The organism is Ochrobactrum sp. AP1BH01-1, from assembly GCF_018066705.1.
Classification (GTDB): domain Bacteria; phylum Pseudomonadota; class Alphaproteobacteria; order Rhizobiales; family Rhizobiaceae; genus Brucella.
In genome coordinates this window covers 85,960-99,744 of record NZ_JAGPOU010000004.1, presented here as the reverse complement: position 1 = coordinate 99,744, position 13,785 = coordinate 85,960, and the positions used below count along the sequence as shown (strand labels likewise).

The following is a 13,785-nucleotide window of genomic DNA, read 5'->3' as shown; positions in this document are numbered from 1 at the left end:
TCCTGTTGAACTGCGGCATCAATTAACGATTGCTGACTGTCAAGGAAAGCCGTCTAATCCTCGACAGTTTGTTTACAGTATGAATACCAATTCACTCCGGCGCAATCATTCTCCCTGCATGCACCAGCCGATCATAGTCTTCTTCCGATACCAATCCGCTCGCCAATGCCTCTTCGCGTAAGGTCGTCCCGTTCCTATGAGCGGTCTTGGCGATCTTGGCGGCGTTGTCATAGCCAATAGCCGGAGCTAGCGCCGTGACGAGCATCAGTGAGTGATCCAGCAGTTCCTTGATGCGGTTTACGTTCGGTTCGATTCCATCCACGCAATGATCGGCAAACGACACCATGGCGTCGCTAAGAATGCGGATCGATTGCAGTACATTATATGCGATTACCGGCTTGAACACATTGAGTTCAAAGTGCCCCTGGCTTGCAGCCACCGTAATTGTCGTCTGGTTGCCGAACACCTGTGTCGCCACCATCGTCAGGGCTTCGGCCTGCGTGGGATTAACCTTGCCCGGCATGATGGACGACCCCGGTTCGTTTTCCGGCAATGACAGTTCGCCAAGACCAGAGCGCGGCCCTGAGCCTAGGAACCGAATGTCATTGGCGATCTTGAAAAGATCTGCCGCCAAGGCGTTCAAGCTGCCGTGGAAGTTGAGAATGGCGCCATGGCTGGCAAGAGCTTCGAATTTGTTGGGTGCTGTCTTGAAAGGAAGACCGGTTATTTCACTTACAGCTTCCGCAAAACCTGTATCGAAGCCGATTGGGGCGTTGAGGCCGGTGCCGACTGCCGTCCCGCCTTGGGCGAGCAAAAAGACGTCCGCGAGCGATTGCTCGATGCGATGGCGCGCATATTCCAATGCTGCGCGGTAGCCGGAAAATTCTTGTCCGAGTGTGACAGGGGTTGCATCTTGCGTATGCGTCCGGCCGATCTTGATAATGTCCTTGAACGCTTCTTCCTTGACCTTGAGTGCTTTGGTCAGATGTTCCAGCGCCGGATAGAGCCGATTGACCGCCTCAACCGCGGTAGCGATATGGATTGCCGTAGGAAAGCTGTCATTGGACGACTGGCTCATATTCACGTGGTCGTTGGGGTGGACCGGCTTCTTGGACCCCATTTCACCACCGAGAAGCTCGATAGCTCGATTTGAAATGACCTCATTGGCATTCATATTAGATTGCGTGCCGGAACCGGTCTGCCAGACGACCAACGGGAAATGGTCGTCGAGTTTACCCTCGATAACCTCGGAGGCAGCCACCGCTATCACCTGACCGAGAACCGGATCGAGCTTTCCCAATGCAATATTGGTTTCTGCTGCCGCGCGTTTGACGACACCCAGCGCATGAACCAATGGCAGCGGCATCCGCTCTCCACCGATCTTGAAATTTTGCAGCGAGCGTTGAGTCTGAGCGCCCCAGTAGCGGTCTGCAGGAACATCAATCGGTCCAAAAGTATCTGTTTCGGTACGGGTAGCGGTCATTTCTGGTCTCCGGCTGACGTGGACTCGGAAGCGAGCCTTGCACAATGAGTATAGCACTGCCAATTCCTTGGCAGGCTCATGTTTCATCCCGAAACTTTAAACGCAAACCATTTGATAAAATATGACGATAATAGTCAATTTTGTTTGACCGTCTTGCACCGTCACGAATCGCCGTCCTCGTCGTCATCCGTTTCGGATATCCACGCGGTTGGTTCGATCTTGCGCTGGGTTTTGCTGTCGGTGAATGTCCACCACCCGGTATCCGCCTCATCCCATTCGCCACCACCGGCCTGCAATTGAGCGAGCGTTCGATACTGGGCAATCGACTCATTGCGCTGGTCGTCGTCGTCAGTCCAGACGACCGTTATCTTGCGTCCATCTTTCGGGGCTGTGGCGATGGGAAGTTCCTTGCGCATATGACTGTCCGCTCCATTGTAATCGCGAATAATCATAGGGCACACGGTGTTAACGGCAAGCCAGAATTCCGAGTTCCGGCTTGCCATGTTCTTTATCCGGCGCGGGCGGCCTTTAATGCCTTACCCCACCAGATCAACTGGTCCAGCATGTTCTTGGCCGCTTCTGCCAGATGAGGGAAATCATCCAGCTTGTTCTCGCCTTTAACGACCGCGAGATAGTCAGGGAAGAGAATATGGACGCCTGTTTTGACGGACATAGAGGACATTTCGACGGCGATCATCCGCAGTTGCTCGACAGCGCGCGCGCCGCCGACGCCACCGTAGCCAACGAAACCCATCGGCTTCTGTATCCAGTCACCGTAATCGATAGCATTCTTCAGAACGGCGGTTGGCGCGTGGTTATATTCGGCCGCGGTGAGAATATAAGCATCGAACTCCCGCAGTTTCGTTTTCCATTTGTCGGCGGATTCGGCCTGAGCGGTCGTGGTGGAGGTGTCGCCGTAGAAGCCCATCGGGTAGTCCGCGACATCAAGAATTTCGACGTCCAATTCCGACCGCTCGGCAACGAGCTTGGCAATCCAGTGAGCTGGAACGGGCGCAAAACGTTGTTCACGTGTGCTGCCGATGATAACGGCGACTTTGAGTTTGGACATAGATGATACCTTTATTCAGTGGTAACCGATGGAGACCGACGCTATATAAGTGACCAGTTCTTGGCGCAAGGAGGCACTTTTTTGAAACCCGGTGACTTCAAGGAAACCAGTGCATGCAGGACCGTAACGGAGATTTTGTCTCGTGTTGGCGACAAGTGGACCGTGCTTGTAGTGAGTTATCTCGGCAATCGTCCGATGCGTTTCAACGAGTTGCGCCGAACGGTGGAGGGCATTTCTCAGAAAATGCTGACAACGACATTGCGCAATCTGGAACGGGATGGCTTCGTCAAGCGTACGATCTTCCCGACTATTCCGCCCAAGGTCGAGTATGAACTTACTGACATAGGGCGTGACCTTTTGCGACCAGTGCGTGCGCTGGGCGAATGGGCAATAGCCAATGAAGCAAAAGTAATGATGGCGCGTGCTCGATATGACGCTCTCGCGTCGGGCAAAGCGCAGATCGACGCCGCAGAATAGAGAATGAGTTGTGAAGGAGAGCAAGTGGAAAGACAGGCCTAAGCCCGTCTTTCCTGTTGCCTGAGACAGGACTTCCGAAGTGCGGGGGCAAACAGGAAGTCCGTCTCTATGTCATCTCGGATTGATCATGATTGGCGGCTGAGTGTCAATCAGAAGTTTCTGAAATAACAGCTTGGCGACGACAAAGCGAAAGCAGAGTAAATTTTTCATAAATCACAAATAGTTACGTCGAGTAAAAAGAAAGGCGGCCAAAGGCCGCCTTTCTCGCATTCCATCGGAATGAGGACGTGGGCTTCTTAGAAGTCCATGCCGCCCATACCGCCCATGCCGCCGGGCATGCCAGCCGGAGCCGCATCCTTCTTCGGCAGTTCAGCGATCATGGCTTCGGTCGTGATCAGGAGGCCGGCAACCGATGCTGCGTTCTGCAGGGCGGTGCGGACAACCTTAACCGGATCGACAACGCCAGCCTTGATCAGGTCGCCGAATTCACCGGTGGCAGTGTTGTAGCCATAGGTTTCAGAGGTGTTTTCGAGAATCTTGCCCACGATGACCGAAGCTTCTTCACCGGCATTGGTCGTGATCTGGCGAGCCGGAGCCTGCAGAGCGCGACGAACGATGTTGATGCCAGCTTCCTGATCGGCATTGATGCCCTTGGCAGCGATCTTTGCCGAAGCGCGGAGCAGAGCGGTACCACCACCAGCAACGATGCCTTCTTCAACCGCAGCGCGGGTTGCGTTCAGGGCGTCGTCAACGCGGTCCTTCTTTTCCTTCACTTCAACTTCCGTCGCACCACCGACGCGGATGACGGCAACGCCTCCAGCGAGCTTGGCAAGGCGCTCCTGAAGCTTTTCACGGTCGTAGTCCGAAGAGGTTTCTTCGATCTGCTGCTTGATCTGGCCAACGCGAGCATCGATTTCAGCCTTCTGACCTGCACCGTCGACGATCGTGGTGTTTTCCTTCGAGATCGAAACCTTCTTCGCACGGCCGAGCATGTCGAGCGTGACGGTTTCGAGCTTGATGCCGAGGTCTTCGGAAATAACCTGACCGCCGGTGAGGATCGCGATGTCTTCGAGCATGGCCTTGCGGCGGTCGCCGAAGCCCGGAGCCTTGACAGCAGCAATCTTCAGGCCGCCGCGCAGCTTGTTGACGACGAGCGTAGCAAGAGCTTCGCCTTCCACGTCTTCAGCGATGATAACGAGTGGCTTCGAGGTCTGAACGACAGCTTCCAGAACCGGCAGAAGAGCCTGAAGGTTCGAGAGCTTCTTTTCGTGCAGAAGGATGTATGCGTCTTCGAGGTCAGCAACCATCTTTTCAGGGTTGGTGACGAAGTACGGCGACAGGTAGCCGCGGTCGAACTGCATGCCTTCAACGACTTCGAGTTCGGTTTCAGCGGTCTTGGCTTCTTCAACCGTGATCACGCCTTCATTACCGACCTTTTGCATCGCTTCTGCGATCATCTTGCCGATTTCGGCTTCGCCGTTTGCTGAGATCGTGCCAACCTGGGCAACTTCTTCCGAAGTGTTGATCTTCTTGGCCTTGCCGAGAAGTTCTGCAACGACTTCCGAAACTGCGAGGTCGATACCGCGCTTCAGGTCCATCGGGTTCATGCCAGCGGCAACAGCCTTGGCGCCTTCCTGAACGATGGCCTGACCGAGAACGGTCGCGGTGGTGGTGCCGTCACCGGCGGTGTCGTTGGTCTTGGAAGCCACTTCGCGCAGCATCTGCGCGCCCATGTTTTCGAACTTGTCTTCCAGTTCGATTTCCTTGGCGACCGATACGCCGTCCTTGGTGATGCGCGGAGCGCCGAAAGACTTGTCGATAACAACGTTACGACCTTTCGGGCCGAGCGTTACCTTAACAGCGTCAGCGAGGATATCGACGCCGCGCAGCATCTTTTCGCGCGCAGTGCGGCCGAATTTTACGTCTTTAGCAGCCATTTTACTCTCCTGGGAATTGTCCCGGTCAGATTATGGTGAATTGATTTTCAGGTAAGGGCGAAACCGCCCGAGGCTTGGTTAGCCGACGATACCCAAAATGTCGGATTCCTTCATGATCAGCAGATCTTCGCCCCCAATCTTGACTTCGGTGCCCGACCACTTGCCGAACAGAACCTTGTCGCCAGCCTTGACTTCCAGAGCGATCAGCTTGCCTGCTTCGTCACGAGCGCCAGCGCCAACAGCGACGATTTCGCCTTCCTGCGGCTTTTCCTTGGCGGTGTCAGGGATGATGATGCCGCCAGCGGTCTTGGCTTCCGATTCAACGCGACGAACGACGACGCGGTCATGAAGCGGGCGGAACTTGATATCAGCCATGGTATAACCCTTGGTGTTATAGACGTTGAACCCGATTACGGATCGAACCGATCCGCGCTTGTTAGCACTCGTCATGCGAGAGTGCTAACGTGGCTCTGAGATAGAAGGCGTGGCTGATCTTGTCAAGATTGCCTGAAGAATTTGACAGGCGAATGATGGTTAATTTGCACCATCCTTAACGCAAAACCACCTAGAGGCGGTTGCCGCTATACCCGCATATGGTGACGCCTTTGCCAATATCAATCGACGATGCGCAGATTGGACAGTTCGTCACCGATCTGACGAAAGGTTTCTGCCAGATTGCCGCCGGTAGAGTTCCAGAAAAGTTTCGCAGGTTTGCCATTTTCCATGCGAACGCGGGAATCGGATGAGCAGGACCTGAGCAGATCAATCTGCGCCCTTTCATCGCTCTTGCTGGTGCTCAGATCGAGCGCGACGGTCATGATGATGATATTTGCCGCTTTTGCATTGTTGCAAAGCGTTTCAAATTTCGCGTTCATCGCTTTGCCATAGACGGTGTTGTCCTGGGACACCGCTACATTCGTCTCCTGAAATAGGCGAGTACGCCCATATTCTGCAGGAACTTCACCTGTATAACCGTAGGCCGAATAGTAGGACAGGTTGCCAGCCCGATCCGAGCCGCTGCTCCCAAGCAGAGATTTATAAGTGTAGTAAGTGTTCGCGCCGTCGGTCAGAACGATAACGACTTTATCGTTTCCACGTTCGCTTTCGGGTCTGCCCTCTGTAAAAGGGACCCCGTGAGCAATGGTTCTCCATCCCCATGCCAAACCCTCAGGCACGTTCGTGCCCCCCTTCGCTTTCATGGCATCAATTGCATTCAATATCGCCCTTTTGCCTTCATCTTTGGAGACGTCGGTAAGCAGCGTTAGAGGCGCGGTGGTGCAGCTATAGTTCGGGCCTCCTCCCTCAAGGGGAATGATATATGACTTGAGATAATACTTGGTGATGTCGCGCTGAAATTTTCTATAATCGCTACCACCCAAATTTTCCCCCCACCAATAGTTCAGGCCGTGGTCCCTGTCGCTGATGCGGTATTCAGCGGGTGCGAACATCGGCACGAAGAGAGTGGCCGGATTATTTGCCACGGGCGCAGAAACATCCAGTGCATACTTGCCGCTGCGGGCCTCAACGCATCCCGCCCATTTCAGCAAGGATGCAGGATTTCTTGCTGTAATATCATTATAAAGAACAGCGCGAGAAAAAGGCTTCCCGTCATCTTTCCCCCAACCGGAGCCGGACTTGTAAAAACGTCTGCTACCGACCGGTTTTTCGATGATTGCACGGTTGCTGTCGATTGTGACAGGCAAATCGAAGTTTTCTAAGCTGTCTTTACTGAGCCCCGCTGTATCCATCCAGTCCGCATTCAGATATTGCGAACCGACATTGACCGATCCGGCGAAGGGAACCAGAGAAAATTGCACGGGTTTTTCGACCCGCGTGATGATGGCAGATTGAGCAGCCATGGTCTCCACGAGTTGTTTCGCGGCGTCCTTGAGCAGATCCATGCGTTTTTTGCTTGAGCCGCTTCCCAGGTAATCCATCGAGCCGGAATTATCGAGGACAAGCGCAACTTCGACCGTGTTCTTAAGTCTTACAGCTGACTGCATCGCATATCTTTTATCATCCCAGTCATTTCGTTCTGAACCCAGCAAACGAGACGCGATAGCTCCGAAAAGGGACTTATATGTGAAGTTGGCAGTTGCCCGTACTTGCTGGTCTGCTTGCGCTCCTTCTGGAAAACTGACCTGAAACTGGACCGCATCGATGTTTATAGCCGTAAGGTTCGCACCGAAGACCCGTGCGCCATAGGCCTGCATGTCGGATTGGGAGGCTCCGGTGGAGAATCTCTTGCCTACAGCCAAAGCGGCGGCATCAAGCGAAGCCTGCACGTTGTTGCGCACGCGCATGAGATTGGCGGTGTCAACCGCGACCATGCCGGCGAGAAGCAGGGGCACCAGCACCAAGGCCGCGATCATGGCGAAATTCCCGCGCTCGTCTTTCGCGAAACGGAGGGTAGTCAAATGAGGCAAAAGGCGAAAAACACGCGGCTGAAGCCTGCCGACTTTAGTCATCCAGTTTTTCATTTTTGGCCCCCGCCGATGGTTGTGTTCACAATAGTTGAAATGGAAAGTTGTACCTGCTCCTATCAGTATCTTTCTAACAGTCGGTCACGAAGCAGGGTAAATGAACGATGAAAAATCCAATGGGATGAGCGGATGCGCTTTAGCTGTCGGATTCGGGGTCAAAGGCAGTGACAGATGTGGTTGGCTACGCTAGATGGAGCGCTGGCAATCCATCAAACGGCCCTAGCGGTTCTCGCCTTACAGACGAATTATCAAGAGGAAACCATGAAGCAGCTTGAACGCCTCGACGATCTGACCGACCAGTACGATGTGCTGTTCTGCGATGTATGGGGCGTGGTGCACAACGGCGTGGCCGCTTATCCGGCTGCAATCGAGGCGCTAAAACGCGCTCGCGCCAAGGGCGTTACGGTCATTCTTGTAACCAATTCTCCCAGACCGCATCCCGATGTTGAAAAGCAGATGCTGGGTCTTGGCGTGCCTTCGGATACCTATGATCGCGTTGTGACGTCCGGTGATGTCACCCGTGATCTGATCGCGGAAGGCCCGCGTAAGGTGTTTCATATCGGCTGCGAGCGCGAGCTGACCATCTATGACGGTCTCGGTGTTGAGCTTGTCGAAGAATTTGAAGCTTCGGGGGTCGTCTGTACGGGGCTTTATGATGACGAAAGCGAAACGCCGGACGATTATAAGGAGTTGTTGGCCCGGTTGCGCTCGCGCAATCTTCCGTTCATCTGCGCCAATCCGGATATTATGGTTGAGCGCGGCTCCCGACTGATCTGGTGCGCTGGCGCTCTTGCGCGCGAATATGGGCAGCTTGGCGGACGTACCCTTATAGCTGGAAAGCCCCATCGCCCGATTTATGAGGCAGCACTGCGGTTTGCCGAAGAAATTCGGGGGGCGAAAGTCGAGAAAACGCGAATTCTTGGTATCGGAGACGGTGTACTTACCGATGTCAAAGGGGCTGCCGATTTCGGGCTGGAGGTGCTTTACATTTCCGGCGGAGTTCATGCAGCGGACTATACGACCGACGGCACGGTTGACATTGCTCGAATGGAAGCGTTTCTCCAGAAGCATGGCAACCGCCCGGTTGCTATGCTGAACGCTCTTGTTTGAGTGCGGGCAGCTCATCACGATCAATCAAAGACCAGATCAAATGACCAAATCCAGCTTTCAGCGCCTTTCTGGAACGGATTCCTTGCCGGAGCACCTTCACAATTGCGTGGTGGCAATCGGCAATTTTGATGGTGTCCATCGCGGTCATCAGGCCGTTCTCCAACGCGCATTGGAGATCGCCGAAAAACACGGGTTGCCGGCAGTTGTTCTGACTTTCGAGCCGCACCCGCGCAGCTTTTTCAAGCCGGACGCACCGATTGATCGTTTGACTGCAGCGGCGAAAAAGGCTGAAATTCTGCGTCTCATGGGATTTGATGCGGTCGTGGAGCAGCCCTTCACCGTTGAATTTTCGTCCCGCTCGGCGGAAGATTTCGTCGAGCACATTCTGGTCGAAAGATTACACGCAAGCTGTGTGGTCACCGGTTATGATTTCCACTTCGGCAAAGGACGACGGGGGACACCAGAGTTTCTTCAAAGGGCTGGAGGGACTGCCGGGTTCACGGTTACGCTTGTCGATGCCTTTACAGATGAAGGCGATAGTCTTGTCTCGTCGACCCGGATAAGAAATCTGCTTTGCGAAGGCGATGTCGTTCAAGCGGCGGGGCTTCTTGGTTATCGCTATATGGTGTGCGGCGAAGTCATTCACGGCAAGAAGCTTGGGCGAACGCTGGGCTTTCCTACAGCCAATATGCAAATTGACGCACAGGCTGGGCTGAAGCACGGAATCTATGCTGTCAGGTTCAGGCGCGCGAATGGCGAGCTGCACGACGGGGTTGCAAGTTTCGGTCGCCGTCCAACCGTCGACAGCGATGGCTCTCCGCTTCTTGAAACCTTTCTTTTTGATTTTTCAGGCGACCTTTATGGCGAGACCGCGTGTGTATCATTCTTCGGGTTCCTGCGCGGCGAGATCAAGTTCGATGGCCTTGATCCGCTTATTGAACAGATGAAGCGCGACGATGCCGAGGCGCGAGCTCTACTTGCCGGAGCTAAGCCGCTTTCTGAACTGGATCGCTTGCTTTCCTTCGCGTGAAGCGAAATCGTGGTTACGTTTTCCACTTAAAATTTAAATCAAATTTTACTTATTCTCGACCAAAAGTGATAAATGCCTCAACACTATATGGGGTGCTTTTTGTTGGAGTTTAATGTGGCACGTATTGTTCCTCTGGCGCTTGTTGCAGGTGCCGCATTTCTAATGAGCAGCCCGTTTGCTTTTTCGGCAGACGTACAGCAGGCAGATGTTTATGCGGCAGATACCGCGCAGCCGCTCCGCAAGCATTTTTGGTCTGGCGACTGGTATCTCAAGGTCGGTGCAGCCGGTCTCGTTGCTCCCAAATTTGAAGGTTCCAACAAATATCGCTTTTCCGCTCAGCCATTGATCTCGCTGGGTCGACAGGGAGAAGCGACACGTTTCTCATCGCGAAATGACAACGTATCCTTCGCCTTGATTGACAATGACCGCTTCCGCGTGGGGCTTGCTGGCAAGCTTCTCTTCGAGCGCAATGACGATATTCATGGCCTGAAGGACACGAAGTTTGGCGGTGAGGCGGGCGCGTTTGTTGACGTTTATCCTACCGACTGGCTGCGTGTGCGCGGCGAAGTGCGGCACGGCATCCGTGCACATAAAGGCGTCGTGGCAGATGTTGCGGCCGATGCCTTCTACGACGTTACGCCAACCGTTCGCGTGTCTGGCGGTCCGCGTGCGACTTTCGCGTCCAAGGATTACTTCAAGACCTATTTCGGCGTTGATGCTGAGGAGGCAGCGGCGTCGGGCCTTTCAGAATATAACCCTGGCGGGGGCTTCAAGTCCGCTGGTGTCGGCGGCGCGATCACCTGGAAGGCAACCGACAAGATCGACACCAGCCTGTTTGGTGAATATAGCCGACTGCAGGGACCCGCAAAGGATTCAAGCATAGTCAAGGCACGCGGCTCGCGAGATCAGTTCATGGTCGGTGTGTCAGCGACCTATCGTTTCGATTTCTCGCTGGACTGACCCCAATAGCATCCGTGTAAACATTTGCACGGGCAGCGATGCAGTTTTATTGCGTCTTTGCCCCTCTAGCCTCTTTATTCCTGCGAAGCTCATTGCTAAAAGCGTGCCCATGATGACGGATTTTCGGCTTATCATGACGGCCATACGAATTATTGGCCCGGCCTCCCGCTTTGCCTGAACGGCTGCTTTGCCAGGCAATATCCGGCGCGGAGGTCCGGGAGCGACCGGCTGTGTTCTACAGTCCCCTGTTTTCTTTGATCCACATGCCCGCCACCTTTGGCCGCGGCTTCACAGGCGAATACCCTCATGACTGAGACGACCAAAATCGATTATTCCAAAACCCTTTATCTGCCGCAGACCGAATTCCCGATGCGCGCGGGCCTGCCGCAGCGCGAACCGCTGTTTGTTGAGCGCTGGGAGGGGATGAACCTTTACAAAAAACTGCGCGAGCAGGCCAAGGATCGCCCGCTTTATGTCCTGCACGATGGCCCGCCCTATGCCAACGGCAATATCCATATCGGTCATGCGCTGAACAAGATCCTCAAGGACGTCATCACCCGCTCGTTCCAGATGCGCGGATATAACTCGAACTATGTTCCGGGCTGGGATTGCCACGGCCTGCCGATCGAATGGAAGATCGAGGAAAAATACCGCGCCGAAGGCAAGAACAAGGACGAAGTGCCGATCAACGAATTCCGCAGGGAATGCCGCGAATTTGCCGCCAACTGGATCAAGGTCCAGACGGATGAGTTCAAGCGCCTCGCGATCCTCGGCGATTTCGAAAATCCGTATACGACGATGAACTTTCACGCTGAATCGCGTATCGCCGGTGAACTTCTCAAGTTCGCGGCTTCCGGTCAGCTTTATCGCGGCTCCAAGCCGGTGATGTGGTCGGTCGTCGAGCGCACCGCGCTCGCCGAGGCCGAAGTCGAGTATCACGACGTCGAGTCGGATATGATCTGGGTCAAGTTCCCGGTCGCTGGCCAGAACGATCTCACCGGCAGCGATGTGGTGATCTGGACGACTACGCCGTGGACCATCCCCGGCAACCGCGCCGTTTCTTATTCGTCGCGTATCGAATACGGGCTTTATGAAGTCACGGAAGCCGAGAACGATTTTGGCCCGCGTCCGGGAGAGAAGCTCATTTTCGCAGACAAGCTGGCCGAAGAAAGCTTTGCCAAGGCAAAGCTTCAGTTCAAGCGCCTGCGCGGTATTTCGTCCGATGAGCTTGGCAAGGTTGTGCTCGATCATCCGCTGAAGGGCTTTGGCGGCGGCTATGAGTTCGCAGTGCCGATGCTCGACGGCGATCATGTGACCGACGATGCGGGCACGGGCTTCGTCCACACCGCGCCGAGCCATGGCCGCGAAGACTTTGAAGCCTGGATGAACAATGTTCGTGAACTGGAAGCGCGCGGCATTGATCCGAGCATCCCGTTCCCGGTTGACGATGCAGGATTCTATACCAAGGACGCGCCGGGCTTCGGTCCGGATCGCGAAGGCGGGCCCGCACGCGTGATCGACGACAACGGCAAGAAGGGCGACGCCAACAAGTCGGTGATGGATCAGCTCATCGCCCGTGACAAGCTTTTCGCACGCGGTCGTCTAAAGCACTCCTACCCGCATTCCTGGCGTTCCAAGAAACAGGTGATCTTCCGCAACACGCCACAGTGGTTCGTCTATATGGACAAGAACCTCGGCGACGGCACCACGCTGCGCTCGCGCGCGTTGAAGGCCATCGACGATACCCGTTTCGTCCCCGCTGCCGGTCAGACGCGCCTGCGCTCGATGATCGAAGGCCGCCCGGACTGGGTGCTTTCGCGCCAGCGCGCCTGGGGCGTGCCGATCTGCGTTTTCGTGGATGAGGAAGGCAATATCCTTCAGGACGATGCAGTCAACAAGCGCGTTCTTGATGCTTTTGAAGCCGAAGGTGCCGATGCATGGTTTGCAGAAGGCGCGCGCGAGCGTTTCCTCGGCAATCGCGCTAATGAGCCATGGGCGCAGGTGCGCGACATTCTGGACGTGTGGTTCGATTCCGGTTCGACCCACACCTTCACGCTGGAAGACCGCCCGGACATGAAGTGGCCGGCAGATGTCTATCTGGAAGGCTCGGACCAGCATCGCGGCTGGTTCCACTCGTCGCTTCTCGAAAGCTGCGGAACGCGCGGTCGCGCGCCATACAATGCCGTTGTGACCCATGGTTTCACCATGGACGAACACGGCAAGAAAATGTCGAAGTCGCTCGGCAATACGGTCACACCGCAGGACGTCATCAAGGAATCCGGCGCGGATATCCTGCGTCTCTGGGTCATGACGACCGATTATTGGGAAGATCAGCGTCTCGGCAAGAGCATCATCCAGACCAATATCGACGCCTATCGCAAATTGCGCAACACCATACGCTGGATGCTGGGAACGCTAGCGCATGATGAAGGCGAAAACGTCGCTTATTCCGATCTGCCGGAACTTGAGCGCCTGATGCTGCACCGTCTGACGGAGCTGGATGAAGTTGTACGCTCCGGCTATGACGCATTCGACTTCAAGCGCATTGCCCGTTCGCTGATCGATTTCATGAATGTCGAGCTTTCGGCCTTCTATTTCGATATCCGGAAAGACGCCCTTTATTGCGATGCGCCGTCGAGTGTTCGCCGCAAGGCGGCGCTGCAGACCGTGCGTGAAATCTTTGATCGCCTGACGACCTGGCTGGCACCCATGCTGCCTTTCACCATGGAAGAAGCATGGCTCGACCGTTATCCACAGTCGGCTTCGGTCCATGCCGAACAGTTCCGCCCGACGCCAGCCGAATGGCGCGATGACGTGCTGGCCGAAAAGTGGCGCAAAGTGCGCGCGGTTCGCCGCGTCGTGACCGGCGCCCTCGAACTGGAACGCGCTGACAAGCGCATCGGTTCGTCGCTGGAAGCGGCCCCCGTGGTCCATATCTCCGACAAGAGCCTGAGCGATTCGCTCGACGGTCTCGATTTTGCGGAGATCTGCATCACCAGCGGCATCTCGTTCAGCGATGCAGCCGCACCGGAAGGCGCTTTCACGCTTGGCGATGTGAAGGGCGTGGCCGTTGTGCCAGCGCGCGCCGAAGGCGAAAAATGCGCGCGCTCGTGGCGCTACACGACCGATGTTGGCTCAGATCCCGAGTATCCAGAAGTGTCGGCGCGAGACGCTGCTGCGCTTCGGGAACTCAAGGTTCTGGGTAAGCTTGAAGTTTGAGAGAACGCTAAAGAACT

Annotated in this window: 11 protein-coding genes; 5 read left to right on the top strand and 6 right to left on the bottom strand. The window is 55.3% G+C overall.

Annotation, left to right across the window (positions count from 1 at the left end; genetic code table 11):
* Positions 1–91 precede the first annotated feature (91 nt).
* From fumC to J9800_RS15365, 3 genes are all read right to left on the bottom strand, one after another.
* Positions 92–1,483 (bottom strand): class II fumarate hydratase, encoded by a 1,392-nt coding sequence (gene fumC / locus J9800_RS15375; protein WP_114215906.1) that lies wholly within the window; start codon positions 1,481–1,483, stop codon positions 92–94.
* Positions 1,484–1,644: 161 nt separating this feature from the next.
* Entirely contained in the window at positions 1,645–1,899 is a 255-nt protein-coding gene (locus J9800_RS15370; RefSeq protein ID WP_112586565.1) for a hypothetical protein, read from the bottom strand.
* Positions 1,900–1,991: 92 nt separating this feature from the next.
* Positions 1,992–2,552 (bottom strand): NADPH-dependent FMN reductase, encoded by a 561-nt coding sequence (locus J9800_RS15365; protein ID WP_112586120.1) that lies wholly within the window; start codon positions 2,550–2,552, stop codon positions 1,992–1,994.
* 81 nt (positions 2,553–2,633) lie between these two features.
* Between J9800_RS15365 and J9800_RS15360 the strand changes: the two genes are divergently transcribed.
* Positions 2,634–3,029, top strand: a complete 396-nt coding sequence (locus tag J9800_RS15360; RefSeq protein ID WP_112586118.1) for a winged helix-turn-helix transcriptional regulator — start codon at positions 2,634–2,636, stop codon at positions 3,027–3,029.
* 296 nt (positions 3,030–3,325) lie between these two features.
* Here the strand turns inward: J9800_RS15360 and groL are convergent, their stop codons facing one another.
* The 3 genes from groL to J9800_RS15345 all read right to left on the bottom strand — a co-directional run bounded on the left by groL (position 3,326) and on the right by J9800_RS15345 (position 7,446).
* On the bottom strand, positions 3,326–4,966 hold the full coding sequence (groL, locus tag J9800_RS15355; protein WP_112586116.1) for a chaperonin GroEL: 1,641 nt from the start codon (positions 4,964–4,966) through the stop codon (positions 3,326–3,328).
* Between the two features lie 78 nt (positions 4,967–5,044).
* On the bottom strand, positions 5,045–5,341 hold the full coding sequence (gene groES, locus J9800_RS15350) for a co-chaperone GroES (protein WP_006472506.1): 297 nt from the start codon (positions 5,339–5,341) through the stop codon (positions 5,045–5,047).
* A gap of 239 nt (positions 5,342–5,580) precedes the next feature.
* A complete protein-coding gene (locus tag J9800_RS15345; protein WP_114215905.1) occupies positions 5,581–7,446 on the bottom strand; it encodes a pilus assembly protein TadG-related protein in 1,866 nt (621 codons plus the stop codon).
* Positions 7,447–7,710: 264 nt separating this feature from the next.
* On the opposite strand from J9800_RS15345, the gene J9800_RS15340 reads away from it, so the two are divergent.
* The 4 genes from J9800_RS15340 (at position 7,711) to ileS (ending at position 13,768) form a co-directional block, all read left to right on the top strand.
* Positions 7,711–8,559, top strand: a complete 849-nt coding sequence (locus tag J9800_RS15340) for a TIGR01459 family HAD-type hydrolase (protein ID WP_114215904.1) — start codon at positions 7,711–7,713, stop codon at positions 8,557–8,559.
* A gap of 40 nt (positions 8,560–8,599) precedes the next feature.
* Entirely contained in the window at positions 8,600–9,589 is a 990-nt protein-coding gene (locus J9800_RS15335) for a bifunctional riboflavin kinase/FAD synthetase (protein WP_114215903.1), read from the top strand.
* A gap of 87 nt (positions 9,590–9,676) precedes the next feature.
* Positions 9,677–10,549 (top strand): MipA/OmpV family protein, encoded by an 873-nt coding sequence (locus tag J9800_RS15330; RefSeq protein ID WP_205315946.1) that lies wholly within the window; start codon positions 9,677–9,679, stop codon positions 10,547–10,549.
* Between the two features lie 306 nt (positions 10,550–10,855).
* The gene (gene ileS, locus J9800_RS15325) at positions 10,856–13,768 is read left to right on the top strand and encodes an isoleucine--tRNA ligase (protein WP_114215902.1); all 2,913 of its coding nucleotides are present in this window, start codon (positions 10,856–10,858) and stop codon (positions 13,766–13,768) included.
* Positions 13,769–13,785: the final 17 nt, after the last annotated feature.

Bases quoted from the DNA above. Each gene is read 5' to 3' on its own strand.
- fumC (WP_114215906.1), bottom strand. From the start codon at position 1,483: ATGACCGCTACCCGTACCGAAACAGATACTTTTGGACCGATTGATGTT.
- J9800_RS15370 (WP_112586565.1), bottom strand. From the start codon at position 1,899: ATGCGCAAGGAACTTCCCATCGCCACAGCCCCGAAAGATGGACGCAAG.
- J9800_RS15365 (WP_112586120.1), bottom strand. From the start codon at position 2,552: ATGTCCAAACTCAAAGTCGCCGTTATCATCGGCAGCACACGTGAACAA.
- groL (WP_112586116.1), bottom strand. From the start codon at position 4,966: ATGGCTGCTAAAGACGTAAAATTCGGCCGCACTGCGCGCGAAAAGATG.
- groES (WP_006472506.1), bottom strand. From the start codon at position 5,341: ATGGCTGATATCAAGTTCCGCCCGCTTCATGACCGCGTCGTCGTTCGT.
- J9800_RS15345 (WP_114215905.1), bottom strand. From the start codon at position 7,446: ATGAAAAACTGGATGACTAAAGTCGGCAGGCTTCAGCCGCGTGTTTTT.
- J9800_RS15340 (WP_114215904.1), top strand. From the start codon at position 7,711: ATGAAGCAGCTTGAACGCCTCGACGATCTGACCGACCAGTACGATGTG.
- J9800_RS15335 (WP_114215903.1), top strand. From the start codon at position 8,600: ATGACCAAATCCAGCTTTCAGCGCCTTTCTGGAACGGATTCCTTGCCG.
- J9800_RS15330 (WP_205315946.1), top strand. From the start codon at position 9,677: ATGGGGTGCTTTTTGTTGGAGTTTAATGTGGCACGTATTGTTCCTCTG.
- ileS (WP_114215902.1), top strand. From the start codon at position 10,856: ATGACTGAGACGACCAAAATCGATTATTCCAAAACCCTTTATCTGCCG.